The sequence below is a fragment of the Vibrio sp. nBUS_14 genome (assembly GCF_051201655.1).
Lineage (GTDB): Bacteria > Pseudomonadota > Gammaproteobacteria > Enterobacterales > Vibrionaceae > Vibrio.
On sequence record NZ_CP179206.1, the window covers coordinates 2,621,864 to 2,637,532 of the forward strand.

Sequence of the window (15,669 nt, forward strand, 5' to 3'; positions counted from 1 at the left end):
TAAACAATATGGCACTTAAATCACTAGAAACCGACCAACAAATTTCCATACAGGCCCTTATTCGAAGCTGGGAAGGCAAGTTAACATGGGATTTATTAGTCACAAAAGTAGAATCCAGCTTAGGTATTGCAACCACGAGGCAAACGCTCGACAAGTACGCCAATATCAAGCACGAGTACAAACAGAAAAAGCAAGTCTTAAGGGGCAAGCCTGTTTCGCCTGAAAACAAGGAATTGCTTGCTTACTTGCAAAAAGACGTGGATTTAGCAGAAAAGGTGATACAGCTGGAAGCGCAACTTACGGTCGCACAGTCAGAGATTGGTAAGCTTCAGGCTTTCATTCAAAAGTTATCCAGCATAGGCAAAACTAACCCAAGTGTCATGGATGTGTTTCAAAAGACCTTACAAGACGTTGAGCGCAGCAATAAGTAGAAATAGAGCTAAACCTCGAATTACGATATAGCGAGAGATAACATGGCAAGTGGTCAGCAGAAAGCACAGCAAAACTTGGAAGCATTTAAAGTGTGGAAAGCCACACAGACGGACGATGACTTTAAGCAAATCATGTTCCGAGGTCAGCTTAATCGAAACGAGGTGGCAAAGGGCATCGGCTGTGGAAAATCGGCGTTAAACCAAAACCCTGCCCTCAAAGAAGCGCTCAAAGCCTTAGAAGATAAACTGCGCGGCAAAGGTGTCCTGCCACAGTTGAGCGACGCTGCCAACAAAAATGAGGGCAAACCTCAAGCCTACGACAACACAGCAAATCGAAAGCTGCTCGATTCAAAACGGGTGTCGTCATTAGAAGCTGAGAACATTGAATTGAAAGCCAAGGTCAAGGAGCTTGAAAAGCGACTTGAGCGCTTTGGTGAGCTATCTGAAACTTTATCCGAAATGGGGTTGATGCCACGATGAATAGCGCTTTGCATGAAGACCAAATGCGTGTCACCAGTATCCCTTATCGCTCGAACAAGATGGTGATATTCAGCGGTGTACCGCTGGCGAAAGACTCTTACAAAACTAATAGTGGGAAGTATTACGTCACTATCAAAGCCGACCCCGATAGTATCCCTGTGCTTCCAACGCTGGGTCAGCACTGGTCAGTCAAAGGCGCTCGCCAGATAGAAAATATGGAGATGGGTGATTATGTCATGCAGCAGCACACGTATGAATCACCCAAGCATGTTGAATGCATGCTGCCCGAAACTGGCGAACAACTCATTCGTTTTATCGCAAGAGAAACTGACTTTAAAGGCATTGGTGAAAGCAAAGCTAGGGCGCTCTGGCAGCTCTTAGGTAAAGACTTCCATGCCACACTGCAAAATGACATCCCAGACTCTAGAAAGCGTCTAACATCGATTCTGAGTGACGATTCAGTGGAAGCGCTCTTTAAGGGGTACGCCAAATATAAAAATCTGGCACATTGCAACTGGATGAGTGAGCAAAACATCCCCGCCAGTGTGCAGCAACGGCTGCTCAAGCATCACGGTGAAGCCTCTATAGAGGTAATTAAGGATAATCCTTATGCTTTGATGGGCTTTGGTCTTTCGTTCAGTGCCATTGAAGATATTATCAAGGCAACGGATTTTAAGAGCGATGTTGCGAAGGATGACCCAAGAAGGCTCAGCGCGGCTCTGGAAATGGCGATTCGCAAGGAGATTGAAAAAGGTCACACCTATACCACTCATGCCAATGTGCGCCCTTACCTCAACAAACTATTGAAAGACAAAATACTGGTCACTCAGTCGTTCCAATCCGGCCATGATAAAGCTCAGTATATTTTAAATCCCGACACAGGAGCCTACCACCCAACGGCGCAACTTCTGATGGAAAGTGTCGTTGCCAAACGGCTTAATGTACTGACTAAACGAAATGACTTATTTGATGAAAACGCCAATGCTGCCTATTGCTCTGCGGCTGCGGAACTGCCCTATGACTTAACCTCCAAGCAAATCGAGGCCGCAATAACATGCCTGGACAACTCTGTAAGCTGCATTACTGGCGGTGCTGGGACTGGCAAGACAACGGTACTTAGAACGGCTCTCAGGGCTTACCGTCAACTCGGCTTTGAGATACACGCGGTTGCGCTCAGTGGTCGCGCTGCAATGAGGCTACATGAGTCAATCGGCTTTATCACTTCAACTATTGCTAAGTTACTTCGTAAGGAACCGATTGAGCCAAGTGTTGAGCAGCCGAATCATCTACTGGTGATTGATGAAGCGAGCATGATTGACTTGCCGACGATGTATCGCCTTGTGAATCACATTCATCCCTCTGTACGATTGATATTCACTGGCGACCCGGACCAACTACCACCGATCGGCTGTGGTAAGGTACTGGCAGATATCGTTAAAGCAAAAACGGTGGCTAATACGATGCTGGATATCGTCAAGAGACAGGAAGGTTCAACGGGTATCCCTGAATACTCAATGCTCATCAATCAAGGTGTGATACCTGATCAATTAAGCACGGGGACAATACACTTTCACGAAACCAGCACAACAGACATTGCCAAAGTCTGTTGTGAGCTTTACCAAGAGTCCCCTGAAAGCAGTCGTGTCATGGCTCCAACCAAGGCGCTCGTATCAGAAATTAATAAACTCACCCAACAAGCGGTCAATCCAAACAGCGATAGCCTTGAATTCGAAATCAATGGCGACAAGTTCTTTCTACCACTTAGCTTGAATGATGCGGTTTTATTCACGCAGAATCATTACGAGAAAGGCATTCAGAACGGCTCTCTTGGCACTCTAACCAGCGTCAAGCCTTCTGGTGACAGTTACGGTGAAGTAACACTGGATACGGGTGAAAAGGTCGAGGTAACACAAACCGTTCTAGACTGCATGGAGTTGGGTTATGCAATCACCTTGCACAAAGCTCAAGGATCACAGTTCCCGCGCATCATTATCGCCCTGCAAAAAGGAAGAACAGTTGATAGAGCTTGGCTCTATACTGCAATTACGAGGGCTGAAAGTGAAATTCATATTGTCGGTAGTAGCAAGGAAATGAAGCAGATTACCGAAGCACTTAGCCACTCTCATAAGAGGAACAGTTACCTGGAAAAGCTGTTGCAGTAGTATTTTGTTGCAGTAGGTATTTAAAACTCGTTTATGCCCCATTGTGTTTTACGTTAGTTTTTCTACATAGCATTCAGTTTGGTATTTGACTTACTTTTCCTTATAACAAAAACTCTAGCTATGTGGTCAAATTTACTCATCCACTACACCTTAGTGGAGGCTTGAGCCGTATGCAGTGAAAGTTGCACGTACGGTTCTTAGGAGAGCGGCACTTGGTAACAGGTGTCGCTTATCCGACCAAGACGAGTTATGGACACTTCGAGCCCCACTTCATTAACTCTGAAATTGACCAACTTTTTCTTATATACCAAAAGTGTTAAAAAGATAAGAGAACATCGAATGATGCCCCCTTAAACATCGAGTAGAGCAATGCTAAATGGTAAATACATTTTATTCGTGAATGAGATCGTACAAAAAGGCCGCAATCAGCGGCCTAGTTTAAAATCTACTAATTCAAAGCTAAAGCATCAACTTGAAGCTCTTTAAGTGTGAGATGAAGCTCGGGAGTCTCTGCTTTTGTAAGCAAGCTAAAAACTCGTCTTGGCTCATTGGTGGTCTTTTTAATGAAGCTCTTTGTTGCTGAGCAGCCTTAACGCATGCGCTACTGTCCAATTCGAACATATCGCACAGGAACTCGTCTGGATGTATTGCTGATAGACCTAAAGGCTCGAGTTCGCAAGAAGGAAAGTCTTTTAGGTTGAACGTAATGATAGACTCAGCCTGACCTTTAATAGCGGCAGCTACAACATGTCTATCATCAACATCGGGTAAAGTAAGGCCATCAATTAAAGACTCATACCCTTCAATCAAACAGTCTGGAACATTTGCGTTCATTAACTGTCGAGTTCTTTGCAGTTGTTCTGCATTTAGCTCTGGCCTATTTTTCAGTAGATTTCGAGTCCATTCATCATGTATCTGTTCTGTCCATCGCGCTCTAAACAGGCCAGTATTGGCCAAGTACATTAGGTAGCTTCGGAGTGGAGCTGGGTACATTACACATGCGTCTAGAATTACCGTATATGACGCCATCAATATCCCATATCCATTTCTTGGTCTAATGCAGATAGTTCAGCAAGAGCAGCTAGTCTGTTCTCTTCTAGGCAGTTCTTGTACTCCATAAGATCAGCATAAGCTACCTTTCTACGGTTGCCAGTACGACTAAACGGAATATCACCTGAATCAAGAAGCTTAATGAAAGTAGGACGAGACATGTTTAGCATATCTGCACCTTCTTGCGTTGTGAGTTCCGCATGAATAGGTGTGATGCTAACAGAGTTGCCTTGACCTAATTGAGTAAGCATCTCGATCATCATATTTAATGCGCTTGCTGGAATAGTTACTTCGTGAGTCTTACCAGACTTATCGACAACGTTAATCCTTTGAGCTTCACCATTAATTTCTATAACGGCTGACAACTCTTGGCTACCAAGCTTAGCCAGTGCCATTTCTTCAGCGCTTGGCAATTTTGTAGCAGTATTCATCGTGTTTCTCTCTAGTTTTTAGTTTCTGATTTCATGGTATACAAATCTTCTTACCATGACATTATCCGAAATATTCGAAAAAAAGTCAACATTCGAAATATTCGAAATCAAGAGAGTGTCACATTATCGTTGGACTTAGTGCTCGTAGGCGGCCTAGTTTAAGGTCTATCAACGCATGCTTAACTATCTTTAATCATAGTACTTCAATATGTAGTGGATGAGCGATTTTGGTCCGTCACATATAGGCTGGCAGCATGGTTGCGATACTAGAAGTAATGCAAAAAGTCGAGATGGTTTATCGATCGTAACTCGGAAATGTCCAAAAACTTTTCAGGTTGATTTTTTACTCGTGGCACTTTCTAGTTCGAAAATGTCCTTTCCTTGCTAAGGGTAATCCTGATCATTCTTATCCCAAGAGATTTGTAAGCGGAGAAGAACCATGACGCTTAACAATTTTGGATTAAGTATTAAGGCAATACATATACTCTTGTTCTCGTTCCTCTAACTTTTTGGTATGTTACAGGTTGTACATTGGTAGACATCGCTTTTAGCGTTATGAAAGGTCAATAATGAAACGTATGGGTGGCTTTACGCTGTTTGAATTGGTTATTGTAACTGTCCTCATGGGGGTTTTAGCGATAAGCCTAGCACCTCGATTCATGAATGTGCAAGACGATGCCAGAAGTGCAACATATTCAAACCTTAAAGGGGCATTTCAATCAGCCGTCTCGCTATTTCATGCTAAGTGGTTAGTTGACGGCGAACCAAATCCAGACATTTCTAAAAATCGTGAGGGTGACTGGGGATACACTATCTATAATCTCCACTATAATAAATTTGGTTATCCTAGAATCATTAAATCATTACAAGGCTGTAAAGTAATTTTAGAAAATTTATTGCCAGATTCTGGGTTGACTGCTGAAGACTACGATGATCCAGCTCCTGTAGGAGCTGGATTAGGAAATAAATGCATATATGTATTTAAGAGGGCTCCGTTCGATTTGAGTTACTCAGAAGAAAATGGCGAAGTAACCCTCACTAAACGTATTTTTTGAATAATTTCATTCGATCATTGAGAAACAGTAAGTGTGGGCCACAGTCTATAGAGAGAAAATTAGGAGTTGTCGCAAGCTCTGCACCATCCGCAGAGTACCAATAGGCGTGATACTTACTGTGCCTCATGACTATCAAATTCTCGGCTTATAATCTGGTTTAATTTTTTACTGAAGTTACCTCTATTGACACCCAAAATTCTTGCCGCCTTTGATTGGTTACCGCGTGTGTGCGTTATTAACTCGAACAATAATACATTAAGTACCGTTGGTGTTACCCAAGACATATCAGGTGTCGCTGATTTACTATCAAACCACGTCGGCGCTAATTCTTCTCGGATAAGCTTTTGGATTTGGTTCTTATTGATAGGAGATAGATGGTCATTCATATTTGTTAGATTAGGCACTGGCAAGATTAGCATTGATTGGTGAGTAAACCGAGTTTAACGTAAATCCTCTTGTTCTGCACTTTACCCTAGCTTCCTATCAGTGCGATCCTTGCTTCAGGCTCACTGCTGAAAACATAATTTACCATACCTGTGATTATTCGTAGTTTGCTAATTTAGCAAAAGCGCTGACAAATAGATGCCCAATTGTTGGGTAGACTTTTTACTCATTCACATCCTGTTAATGGGGATTTGCTCTACTAGAAGTTATCCATTCTTCGAATGCTATTCGTCGTTAATCCCCGTGTTGTATCACGGGGGTAAATTCGACGCGCTACCAACACACTAGAAACATTTCCGCACTATACATCGAATCCGAAGTGAATAATGACAACAGTGCAAGTAACTGTTCTCTCTTCAATTTTTATTCCTTTTAACGTAAACGCCCCATGAACCCACGAGGCGATGTTGTTAATGTTTGAAGTTCCAAGGTAGGAGCGCATCGATATCAGGCTCAGCTTTCGCAAGCTCTTTCATGCACTTGACCATGTAGCCGTAGAGGATAAGGCCGTTGGCTTTCGCCGTCTCGACGATGCTGTAAAGCATCGCGCTCGCATCAGCACCATTTGGTGTGTTCGAGAAGAGCCAATTTTTTCTGCCAATGACCAGCGGTTTAATGGCGCGTTCAGCACGATTATTATCGATAGATAAATGACCGTCATCGATATAGCGGATAAGTTTCGGCCATTGGCCGAGCGTGTATTTTATCGCCTTGCCCAGCGAGCTAGACGCTAGCACTTGTTGAGTCGTCATCCACTCGTACAGCTCATCCAGTATCGGCTTGGCATGCAGTTGACGTTCTGCTTTTCGTGTTTCGACAGTCGCACCTCTTAAGCGCGATTCTATCCCATAGAGCTTCTGGATTTTGGCTAGCGCTTTATCTGCTTTGCCTGACTTACCTTTACCTTGAAGCTTCTTAGCATCCATGAACTTACGCCGTGCATGTGCCAAGCAACCAACATTGGTTACGTGATGAAGACCATCATAGGCACCATAGCCATCGGTTTGCAGATAACCACTGTAATCCCCCAAGAAGGCAACAGGGCATGCCCTCGCGCGACTGTTTTGATAGTCGTACAAGGCGATATTCTTTACATTCGGCAGTGCAGCGTCGGGCGAGTCTGCGCCCGAGCAGTAGAGCCACATATAACACTGTTTATCTTCTTTGAGGACATTGAGCGGCGTTTCATCTGCCTGAACCACCACTTGTTGGAGTAGATGCTCTTTCAAGGCCGCATACAGCGGTGTGAACTTCTCACTGACTTGGATAACCCACCTTGCCATCGTGGTTCGTGATAGCTCGATACCCGACTGGGTAAACAGCGACTCTTGGCGGTACAGTGGCATTGCGTATTGATATTTGCCAAGGATGATGTTGGCTAGCAAGCTTTCTGTCGCGAAGCTTTTAGGGATGATGCTCTGGGGCGCTGGCTTTTGAACGATGTGGCTTTTGTCTTCAGTTTGCTCGCACTGACAACAAGCATACTTAGGACGAACATATTCCAGCACTTTGAGCACGGCTGGTGAGAACTCAAGTTTCTCACTGCGGTCTTCACCGATTTTATGCAGACTATGTTGGCAGCATGCACACTGTTTTTCATGGTCGTCTAAATCGAGTTCGATAACCTCACGAGGCAAAGTCTTTGGAAGTGGCTTGCGTTTACCACGCTTCTTCGTTGTGGTCGTTGTTACCTCAACCACCTCTCCCTTAGCGGCTTCACATTCCACTTCGTTGAAGAGGTCACCTTGAGATTCATCGTAAGGCTTTAACGCCTCCGAGCGTTTTGCGAACTGGCGGTCGAAAGCAAGTTTGAGTTGCTCAAGCAGAGATTGACGCTCTTGTTTCCATTGGTTTTCTGACGCCATCAGCGCTTTCACCATCGCTTGTAGCTTGGCAATATCTTGGCTTTCTGGGTTGATATCTGGCGTCTTTTTCATGGCATTGATTATACTAAAATCATGCTGTTAACGCTTGGCAGATAAGGCTTTATTATCGATTAAGTCATTGTAAAATCGTTTATTTGAACGGGTTTATGGCCGATAATCGTGAAGCCAGAAAGCAGTCTATCAAGCTCGAATTGAGTCAGGGTAAACACTTCATTTTTCTCTTTTGTAGGCCATTTATACTTGGCTTTTTCAAGACGTTTATACCAAAGCGCAAAGCCAGTTTTATCCCAGTACAGCACTTTGATTTTGTCGCGCTGTTTATTGGTGAACAGGAACAGTGCGCCACTTCCCAAGGGTAAATCGGTGTCACTTTCGATAATCGCCGCGAGGCCATTGATGGACTTTCTAAAATCGACACTCTCACGATACAGATAAATCTCTGGTGCGCTGAGCATATGTTTCATGACAAGGCTCCAATGAGTTCTGCCAGGTAGGTAGCGGGCGTGCCTTGAGGAATGCTCAACTCCACATCATTGATGAGAAGTGTCATGTTAGCGGTGGCTATTTGAGCTTGATATTTCGTTGTCTTTTCGACGATCTCTGCCCGTACAAAGCCTTGAGAGACATCTGCTTTTTTGAGTTGCTGGCGCTTAGCGTAAAACGTCGAGGGGTTGAGTTCATTTAGCTTACAAAATGCAAGCGTTGACAATGAACTCGATTCAGATTGCTCGATGAGCGTTTGCCATTCTTGATTAGTGTGTCGTTTTCCCATTTCAAATCTCCTTATGGTTGGAGACTTGATCTTATTCTTCGCGCTAGGCGATTAGAATGCGGGGTTTATGACGCGCTTACCTTTTAACTTCATTGAGTCGTAAAATGTAAACCAAGTTGCTTAATATTTCTTGTTTTCAACCCCGTCATTCTTAATCACCCTTTGGTAAGAGAAACAAATTGATAGACTCAAGATACGTAAAAGATGCTTTGCTGAGGTTTAACTATCTTCCTTTTCAGAAAGACAAGAACGAAGAACTACCAGATATTTTTAGCTCTGAGCTATTTTCGGCTAACATATGCGATGAACTAGTAAAGATTAGCCCTCGAAAAGGTGGCTATGACCATTGTAGCTACTACGCAACTAGATTTAACAATGTTCACAGACAGCTAAGTATTCCGCACCCATTACCTTATGCCCATCTAGTTAATCATTTAGCTACCAACTGGACTAAGTTCAGTCATATTGAAGAGAATAAAAATAGTGTAATTCGCCCACAGAAACATAAAGATGGGCGACTTATTGTAATGACCTACGAGCGGTCAATAGATAAGACCCAACGCTATCAAGAAGGTGTCAGAGGAAAAAAATTTATTGTACACAGCGACATATCTAATTTTTATCCTAGTATCTACACACACTCGATGCCTTGGGCACTGCTTGGGTTAAAAGATGCAAAGGCAAATACAACTGAAGGTCCAGAAAATAAGTTAGATCAACTTCAGCGCATGATGAAACGAAGTGAGACTGTAGGCGTTGCGATTGGCCCTGGTACATCCAACATCGTAAGTGAAATTATCCTTGATAAGTTTGACCAAGTCCTATTACAAGAAGGGTTTCACTTCTATCGCTTTATTGATGATTACACTGCATTTTGTAACACTTACGAAGAGTCGGAAAGGTTCATTCGCCTATTGTCAGAACAGCTCTCTATCTACGGGCTCGTTTTAAATATAAAAAAACAGAGATCGAAAAGCTACCCCAACCTTCATCTGCCGATTGGGTATCTGACCTCGGTTCTCGCTTCAGTCAGCGATTGAAGGTTACTGAATACTATTGTAATCAAGCTTTAGATTATGCTGTAGATTTACAATCAAAAAACAAAAGCGGGAGTATTTTAAAATATACTATACCCTTTCAACTTGAAGATGCAGGTATCAGTACCTGAAAATTATCTGTAATTCTGGATACAAGTGAGCCTGCAACTTCTGGTAACGTCACATCGAAAAACTTTTTGATAGCAGAGGTGAATGCTGTTTTGGAGGGAAAATAGACATTGTTCCTCACATGCTCATTCATTACTTTCCAAAGCCGCTCTATTGGATTTAAGTTTGGGCTGTATGAGGGTAAGTAATGAAGCTCTATATTGAGTACTTTTGCCGCATTCCTAACCATTTCTGACCGATGGTAGGCTGCACCATCAAGCACAATATGCACGGTTTGCTCTAGTGGATAATGCTCTTTCTTGAGTTTCCAAAAGAAGCGAACAATACTCTCGCTATCTATCGTTTCATAAGTATCTGTGATCGTTGCGCTGATGTTTTTCAATGACAGAGCACCGATTAGATTCACTCGAGTGCGGCTACCTGTCGTTTCAATTAGCTTATCCTGTCCCTTACGGATCCAGCCACAGCTAAGTTTTGTTGATTGAGTTGGATGAACGGCGTCCATGAAAAGTACAGGCGCATCCTTGGGCTTAAGTACCTCGTTGTAATACTCGATAAATGCTTGCTGCTCTTCAGGCTTTAGTTTATGTGGTACACCTTTGGGCTTTTTGTATGCAAAACCGTGGTGATGTAACCACTTATTAATCCCAGAAACGGTGTAGCTCACACCGAATTCAGCTTCGACGTAAGTAACGATTTGACGCGTATGAAAATAGGTTTTCTCAGTCAAATGCTCGATGAGCTGCATCGTCTGAGTATCAGAAAGTAGACTCTGGCTCCCGCCATTCTCAGGTTTAAGTTTTTCAGATAGAGCATAATCACTAAGATGACGAGCAACTGTAGATTCATGGATACGAAGGGCTTGAGAGATCATAGGCGGGCTCCAACCTTCGGAAGCTAGCAAGACAGCTTTTATACGGTCGCATACTCGACGATCACGCTCAGTATTGTGCATCTGTTCGAGTTGTTGTTTTTGCTCAGGAGTTAGTACCATTTTCATGGTGAGTAGCATGATCCTGATTTCATTGAAAATCAAGCATTTTCAATGATCACGGGTATAATGTGCGCCCAAGAACATCATCAGTTAAGTGTTGCGCTTCTATGTTTTTAGCAAGCAGCCTTGATATTGGCTTTGTCTCGAAAAAGTCAGAAAACATATGCAATGTTCGACTATGGAAGCCCAAACCGTTCAAAATCATGGCTAGAACGGCATCACCATGTGAGACATTATGCTCTGAATACTTAGGAATTATGCGGTCGATAAGCCCGGGTAAATCAATCTCATGACAGAATGCAGCGATTAATCCAAGATGATCTAAGCGTTTTATGACAGGTTGAGGAGCAGACATCGCAAGTTACCGGCAAATAAAAGTAATAGATCAAAACGGGGGATCTGCGTCAAGTCTCAACTGCAATCATTATTGATAAATGATCGTGGGATCACACTAATTAAAATCTAGAATTGGCTGCGGAATGACGGTTCTACAGAACCTAATATTTGCGATTGAATTCAAATTTTATGATCAATCCATGTTACTTAAAATTAAATTTGTGTGGTACGGTTCTAGTTGATGCATATTAATTATTTTTTATATGTATAAACCAATTATCAATCATAAGGCTAAGTTATGAATAAGTATAAGTTGTCAATATTAACGGCAATGGTAATGGTAACATTAAACTGCAAGGCTTCAACTCAGGATATTATTGATTATAATAAAATAATTTATCCTACTGATAAATTTGATTTAATTAAAATGGTTATTAACAATCAAAAAGAAGTAATAATTTTATCAGGAATATCATCTTATGATGATGATGTTTTATCTTTAATATCTAAATATACTTTAATTTCAGTTGATAGTTTAAAAAAATATCCAGAAGCTAGTTTTTATGCAGATAATAATAACCTTATATTCGTTCCTGGATTAAATTCGAGTGAGAAAGTAAAAGCTATTGTTAATAGCCAATCAAATGTAAAAGAAGATAGATATGAAGGAATAAAATCAAGATCTCTAAGTACATCTTCAATAGCTGAAAAAGAAAATGCTGGGAATCATGGTGTTTTTACATTAACAACATCAATGGGTGAAATTTGTAAATCTACTAGCCTTAGTGCTACTCAAAAAAAATATAAAATCAGCTCTTATACATTTGGTGCACAATTATTGGAGGATATTTTCACAATCGAAGAACCTTCAGATAGTCTTTCATATTTAGATGAAAATGAACGTAATAATGCAGGTTGTGATACTGCATTTGCTTCCATTCGTATTTATTTAAATCAACCAACAGGTCAAACTGGTTCTCTAACGCGGAATGTCGAAATCGGCTATACAGGGTTAATGAAAAGTATTAATGATGGTGGTTATATTTATGACAATGGCAGTAATGGTCATGATGCATATTTAAGAGGATTTGTTGATGAGATTCGATTTGTTACTGGGTTTAAAGTAGGAAATAATTGGCGTCTAAATACCGAAATGAGTAGCCCTTTACCTGATGTTTATAAAAATTGCACAACAAATACCGATTTTGGTGTGAGTGAAACTTCCGGTTGGAATCTTGGTGGGGGTGCTAGTGGTGAAGTAAGCGCTAATGAAAATAAAATGGGGATTTCTGTTACTGGTGGTTATAATTCAGAGCGAACTATAAGCAGTAATTCAGGAATCAGTTGCGATAGTAACCTATTCAAAGTGGCCAATGGAGAACAGTATCCTGATAGCGTTTATCATGATGATATTTATGATGCAGATATAAATAAAACCTTTTATTCAAGTTTACAGCTAGCACGTATTGGAGATACCGAAGAACCGAATTATCAATCATCCATAGCCTATAATACAGGTATTCGTGATATAAATAGTATGATTGGCAATCTAATTTCAGTACAACAGTCATTAGATGAAAAAAATCGAGTTCAAAACCCGCTCAGAGATTTTTCACCAGATACAGCTATGTGGCCATTTACTTCGCATCACGCACATAAACCTTTTTATAACGATCCCGCTAAGCTCGTTCCTTCAGAAGTTAGAAATGGCTTTGAGCATAAAGCTATTATGACCTATATCCAACCTTATACATCTGACTCAAATCGTCACGAGTCTATCTCACCAAGGATAGAAACTTGGTATAATCCAGGTTATCGAGCTAATTATATAGGGTATTGGGGCTATAATTTTGGCTTAGAGTTTATTTTGGGTCAAAACTTAACCCAAAAAGTAACATTACAACTACCAAAGGTTGATATTGACTGGTTAGATCAGCGCTTAATGTCGGTTAAAACTTTAGGAGTTGAAAGTGCTACTGGAGCTGATAGATTTATAACCTATGGGGGTAATGACTTTGAAGTTAAGTATGTAGCGCCAAATAGTACCAATTTTTCCCAGCCATTTCCCATTACCAATGAAGAGCATGTATTCTACATGACAAATTTGATTACAGGGGATCCAAATGACAAATTTCAAGCATTTGAAATCAACACTTATACTACTGATAATAATGGCATCTTGGTTAAAAAGTGCTTAGGTGTGGATCATAATAATAATCCAGTGATAATGGATTGTGGTCTGGGAGGATATCAAAGTAAAACTGTATGGCGTTACCTGACAACTTCTTATATAAATATATCTGAACCTGCTTATGACCGAAGTGACTTTACAATTTGCCTAAGAGACAAAGTCGATTCAGAAGGTAATCAATGTTTAACTAAAATTGATAATAATCTAGAAATTAAAGATTATGCAGATTTGACTATTGGTCAAACCCGTTTTCAATGGAATTTAGTGGATTTAGCGGCATCTAAGATCAACTACCTTGAGTACTATAATCAAGATAATTGATTACTTAAGAATATTTTAAAATATAAAAGCCCTGCAATAGGGCTTTTTTAGGTCATGACTCCAACCTGTTGATTAATGGTAGTACTCTCGTTCAATAAAGGTGCCGATAACCTTATCGTGCATCTCTTCTGACTTCGAAAATCTAATCGTCTTTCGAACTAAACGTTTGAGACGAGATCTTAGTGTGAAGTTGGTTCTTTCTAGCCTTTGTGTGTATCGTTTAACAATGATGTGCTTCTCTATCGGTGGATTGGCACTGTACACACCATAATCGTCTGTGCAGTAAAATGGGATAGTGAATTTTGATAATAAGCGTTGCAGCTCCTTAAAGGCATCGGTATCCCTTTTCTCAAAAGCATGAGTAATCACACGTTTATATCGAGGTTCCCATGCGTACCAAAGCCAACGTTGCTTTTTCTTCTTACCAACAAACGACCATTGCTCGTCCACTCCGCATATCAGCTCAATATTGGCAAGTTCAAAAGGTATCGTTGTGACTCACAGAAGTTGATTCTGAAGACAACATCTTTTCTAACTGGTTTTCATTGAAAACATACACTAAGGAACTTGAATCTAACCGCTTCAAAACATAACCTACTAATATGCAATGATGTGATTATATGTCGGTTTTTTTTGGAATAATAGCCCTTTATCTGATTTATACGATAATTCCAATGAAATTCAATTCAAATTTTCCGACTTTTCAAGCCCTAAAAAACCCGTAATCAGCACAGTAAAGCTCCACCTTTTTCAGTCTAGCCAAGACAGCGCCATCTCAAATCCCTCTGGCGTTATATTGATATACCAATCTAAATCCACTTTCTTACGCATGATTAGCCCGCGCTCCTCTAGTGTTTTGCATGAGACTCGAAAATTGTTCGGGTGGATATATTTTTGAAGTAAATGATTCACGGCATGGTTGATGACCGTTGATTTACCTTCTTTCACACCTTTTGTGAACGCTTTGGCCAAACAACTCAACACAGCTTTCTGAATTTGGCTCATTCTGACTTCCGCCATCATCGGGCTTGTTGCAAAAATGGAAGATGCGTGTGTCTGAGGCGCCCATCTGAGCACTTCAATTCATGCGTATATTCCAAAGATATTGAAGAGTTCATTGAGGAAGAAGGATCTCTCCTGCACCCTCAGTTTTGGCTCATCGCGACGTAACCAAAAATCAAACTGGCCTTTATTCAACATCCGGATCCCTTCAAAACCTTGAATCGTTGACCAGGCCCGCTTTCGTACCTTGAATCCACCTGTGGCTTCGATAAGCTTTTTAATCGGGGCGTGGTCAGATTCAATGCCATTGTTGAGATATTTCACTTGCCGATGTTCTACATCTTGCCGTAAACGGCCTTCACGCTTGAGGCGAGCAATGGCGTTACCATAAGACGAATGTTTATCAGTATTCAATGTTTGGAGATGAAAGGACGTTTTATAGCGGCGTAAGCAGCGTTTTAGGAATTGATAAGCCGCCTCTTTATTGCGTTTACGAGAGAAAAAGAAATCCAGGGTTTCCCCACGTTTATTGATGGCTCGGTAGAGATAATGCCATTTGCCTTTCACCTTGACGTAAGTTTCATCAAGCTGCCAGGAGGTGTCGATACGAGTGAATTGATAACGGCGTAACTTCTTAAGTAGGATAGGCCCATAGTGAATGAACCAACGATAAATCGTGGAGCGATTAACGAAGACACCTCGATCGGACAACCTATCACTGAGGTTTGCATAGCTCATTGCGGTAGTCCCATACCAGCGGACACACCATAAGATAAGTTCGGGGGTGAAATGTCGCCATTTGAATTCAGACTTGACCATAACGTATTGCTCAGAGATGAATCATAGTTAAAGTCTGGCTGCTCATGAGGTTTTTGCAACAAGCCCATTAAATGAATGAGGGCAGAGCGAAGCGAAAGTTAGCCTCACCGTCGAGCTGGCAAGGCTGCT

At 41.5% G+C, this 15,669-nt stretch carries 15 protein-coding genes and 2 pseudogenes; 6 read left to right on the plus strand and 11 right to left on the minus strand.

Annotated elements, in window-relative coordinates; genetic code table 11:
- The first annotated feature begins 8 nt into the window (after window positions 1-8).
- The 3 genes from ACMAZD_RS12305 to ACMAZD_RS12315 are packed head-to-tail and all read left to right on the plus strand — an operon-like array spanning window position 9 to window position 3,073.
- The gene (locus tag ACMAZD_RS12305) at window positions 9-431 is read left to right on the plus strand and encodes a hypothetical protein (protein WP_226980810.1); all 423 of its coding nucleotides are present in this window, start codon (window positions 9-11) and stop codon (window positions 429-431) included.
- A 42-nt stretch (window positions 432-473) separates the two neighbouring features.
- Window positions 474-911: a VPA1267 family protein gene (locus ACMAZD_RS12310; protein ID WP_435247444.1), complete on the plus strand. Its 438-nt coding sequence runs from the start codon at window positions 474-476 to the stop codon at window positions 909-911.
- Entirely contained in the window at window positions 908-3,073 is a 2,166-nt protein-coding gene (locus ACMAZD_RS12315; protein ID WP_435247445.1) for an AAA family ATPase, read from the plus strand. Before ACMAZD_RS12310 ends, ACMAZD_RS12315 begins: the two co-directional genes overlap by 4 nt.
- Window positions 3,074-3,532: 459 nt before the next feature.
- Here ACMAZD_RS12315 and ACMAZD_RS12320 read toward each other — a convergent pair whose 3' ends face one another.
- Window positions 3,533-4,102, minus strand: a complete 570-nt coding sequence (locus ACMAZD_RS12320) for a PIN domain-containing protein (RefSeq protein ID WP_435247446.1) — start codon at window positions 4,100-4,102, stop codon at window positions 3,533-3,535.
- A complete protein-coding gene (locus tag ACMAZD_RS12325) occupies window positions 4,102-4,554 on the minus strand; it encodes a helix-turn-helix domain-containing protein (RefSeq protein ID WP_435247447.1) in 453 nt (150 codons plus the stop codon). The genes ACMAZD_RS12320 and ACMAZD_RS12325 overlap by 1 nt, the downstream gene beginning before the upstream one ends.
- Before the next feature lie 569 nt (window positions 4,555-5,123).
- On the opposite strand from ACMAZD_RS12325, the gene ACMAZD_RS12330 reads away from it, so the two are divergent.
- On the plus strand, window positions 5,124-5,609 hold the full coding sequence (locus ACMAZD_RS12330) for a type II secretion system protein (RefSeq protein ID WP_435247448.1): 486 nt from the start codon (window positions 5,124-5,126) through the stop codon (window positions 5,607-5,609).
- Between the two features lie 113 nt (window positions 5,610-5,722).
- On the opposite strand, the gene ACMAZD_RS12335 is transcribed toward ACMAZD_RS12330, so the two are convergent.
- The 4 genes from ACMAZD_RS12335 to tnpA all read right to left on the minus strand — a co-directional run bounded on the left by ACMAZD_RS12335 (window position 5,723) and on the right by tnpA (window position 8,711).
- Window positions 5,723-5,995, minus strand: coding sequence for a helix-turn-helix domain-containing protein (locus tag ACMAZD_RS12335; protein ID WP_435247449.1), 273 nt, complete (start codon window positions 5,993-5,995; stop codon window positions 5,723-5,725).
- 468 nt (window positions 5,996-6,463) lie between these two features.
- Window positions 6,464-7,990, minus strand: coding sequence for an IS66 family transposase (gene tnpC, locus ACMAZD_RS12340; RefSeq protein ID WP_435247450.1), 1,527 nt, complete (start codon window positions 7,988-7,990; stop codon window positions 6,464-6,466).
- A gap of 59 nt (window positions 7,991-8,049) precedes the next feature.
- Entirely contained in the window at window positions 8,050-8,403 is a 354-nt protein-coding gene (gene tnpB, locus ACMAZD_RS12345; protein ID WP_016785808.1) for an IS66 family insertion sequence element accessory protein TnpB, read from the minus strand.
- Window positions 8,400-8,711 carry an IS66 family insertion sequence element accessory protein TnpA gene (tnpA, locus tag ACMAZD_RS12350; protein WP_016767112.1) on the minus strand — a complete coding sequence of 104 codons (312 nt, stop codon included), beginning with the start codon at window positions 8,709-8,711 and terminating at the stop codon, window positions 8,400-8,402. The genes tnpB and tnpA overlap by 4 nt, the downstream gene beginning before the upstream one ends.
- 179 nt (window positions 8,712-8,890) lie before the next feature.
- Here tnpA and ACMAZD_RS12355 point away from each other — a divergent pair, with 179 nt between their 5' ends.
- Window positions 8,891-9,751, plus strand: coding sequence for an RNA-directed DNA polymerase (locus ACMAZD_RS12355; protein WP_435247451.1), 861 nt, complete (start codon window positions 8,891-8,893; stop codon window positions 9,749-9,751).
- Between the two features lie 97 nt (window positions 9,752-9,848).
- Here ACMAZD_RS12355 and ACMAZD_RS12360 read toward each other — a convergent pair whose 3' ends face one another.
- Both ACMAZD_RS12360 and ACMAZD_RS12365 read right to left on the minus strand, forming a co-directional pair.
- Window positions 9,849-10,877 carry an IS630 family transposase gene (locus tag ACMAZD_RS12360; RefSeq protein WP_435247117.1) on the minus strand — a complete coding sequence of 343 codons (1,029 nt, stop codon included), beginning with the start codon at window positions 10,875-10,877 and terminating at the stop codon, window positions 9,849-9,851.
- Window positions 10,878-10,935: 58 nt separating this feature from the next.
- Window positions 10,936-11,226, minus strand: a pseudogene (locus tag ACMAZD_RS12365) (DUF4277 domain-containing protein); the annotation flags it as partial.
- A 279-nt stretch (window positions 11,227-11,505) separates the two neighbouring features.
- On the opposite strand from ACMAZD_RS12365, the gene ACMAZD_RS12370 reads away from it, so the two are divergent.
- Window positions 11,506-13,719: a hypothetical protein gene (locus tag ACMAZD_RS12370; protein ID WP_435247452.1), complete on the plus strand. Its 2,214-nt coding sequence runs from the start codon at window positions 11,506-11,508 to the stop codon at window positions 13,717-13,719.
- A gap of 72 nt (window positions 13,720-13,791) precedes the next feature.
- Here ACMAZD_RS12370 and ACMAZD_RS12375 read toward each other — a convergent pair.
- The 3 genes and pseudogenes from ACMAZD_RS12375 to ACMAZD_RS12385 all read right to left on the minus strand — a co-directional run.
- A pseudogene (locus ACMAZD_RS12375) lies at window positions 13,792-14,217 on the minus strand (IS1 family transposase); the annotation flags it as partial.
- 252 nt (window positions 14,218-14,469) lie between these two features.
- A complete protein-coding gene (locus ACMAZD_RS12380) occupies window positions 14,470-14,739 on the minus strand; it encodes a hypothetical protein (RefSeq protein WP_435249369.1) in 270 nt (89 codons plus the stop codon).
- 63 nt (window positions 14,740-14,802) lie between these two features.
- A complete protein-coding gene (locus tag ACMAZD_RS12385; RefSeq protein ID WP_435247453.1) occupies window positions 14,803-15,540 on the minus strand; it encodes an IS6 family transposase in 738 nt (245 codons plus the stop codon).
- Between the last annotated feature and the right edge of the window lie 129 nt (window positions 15,541-15,669).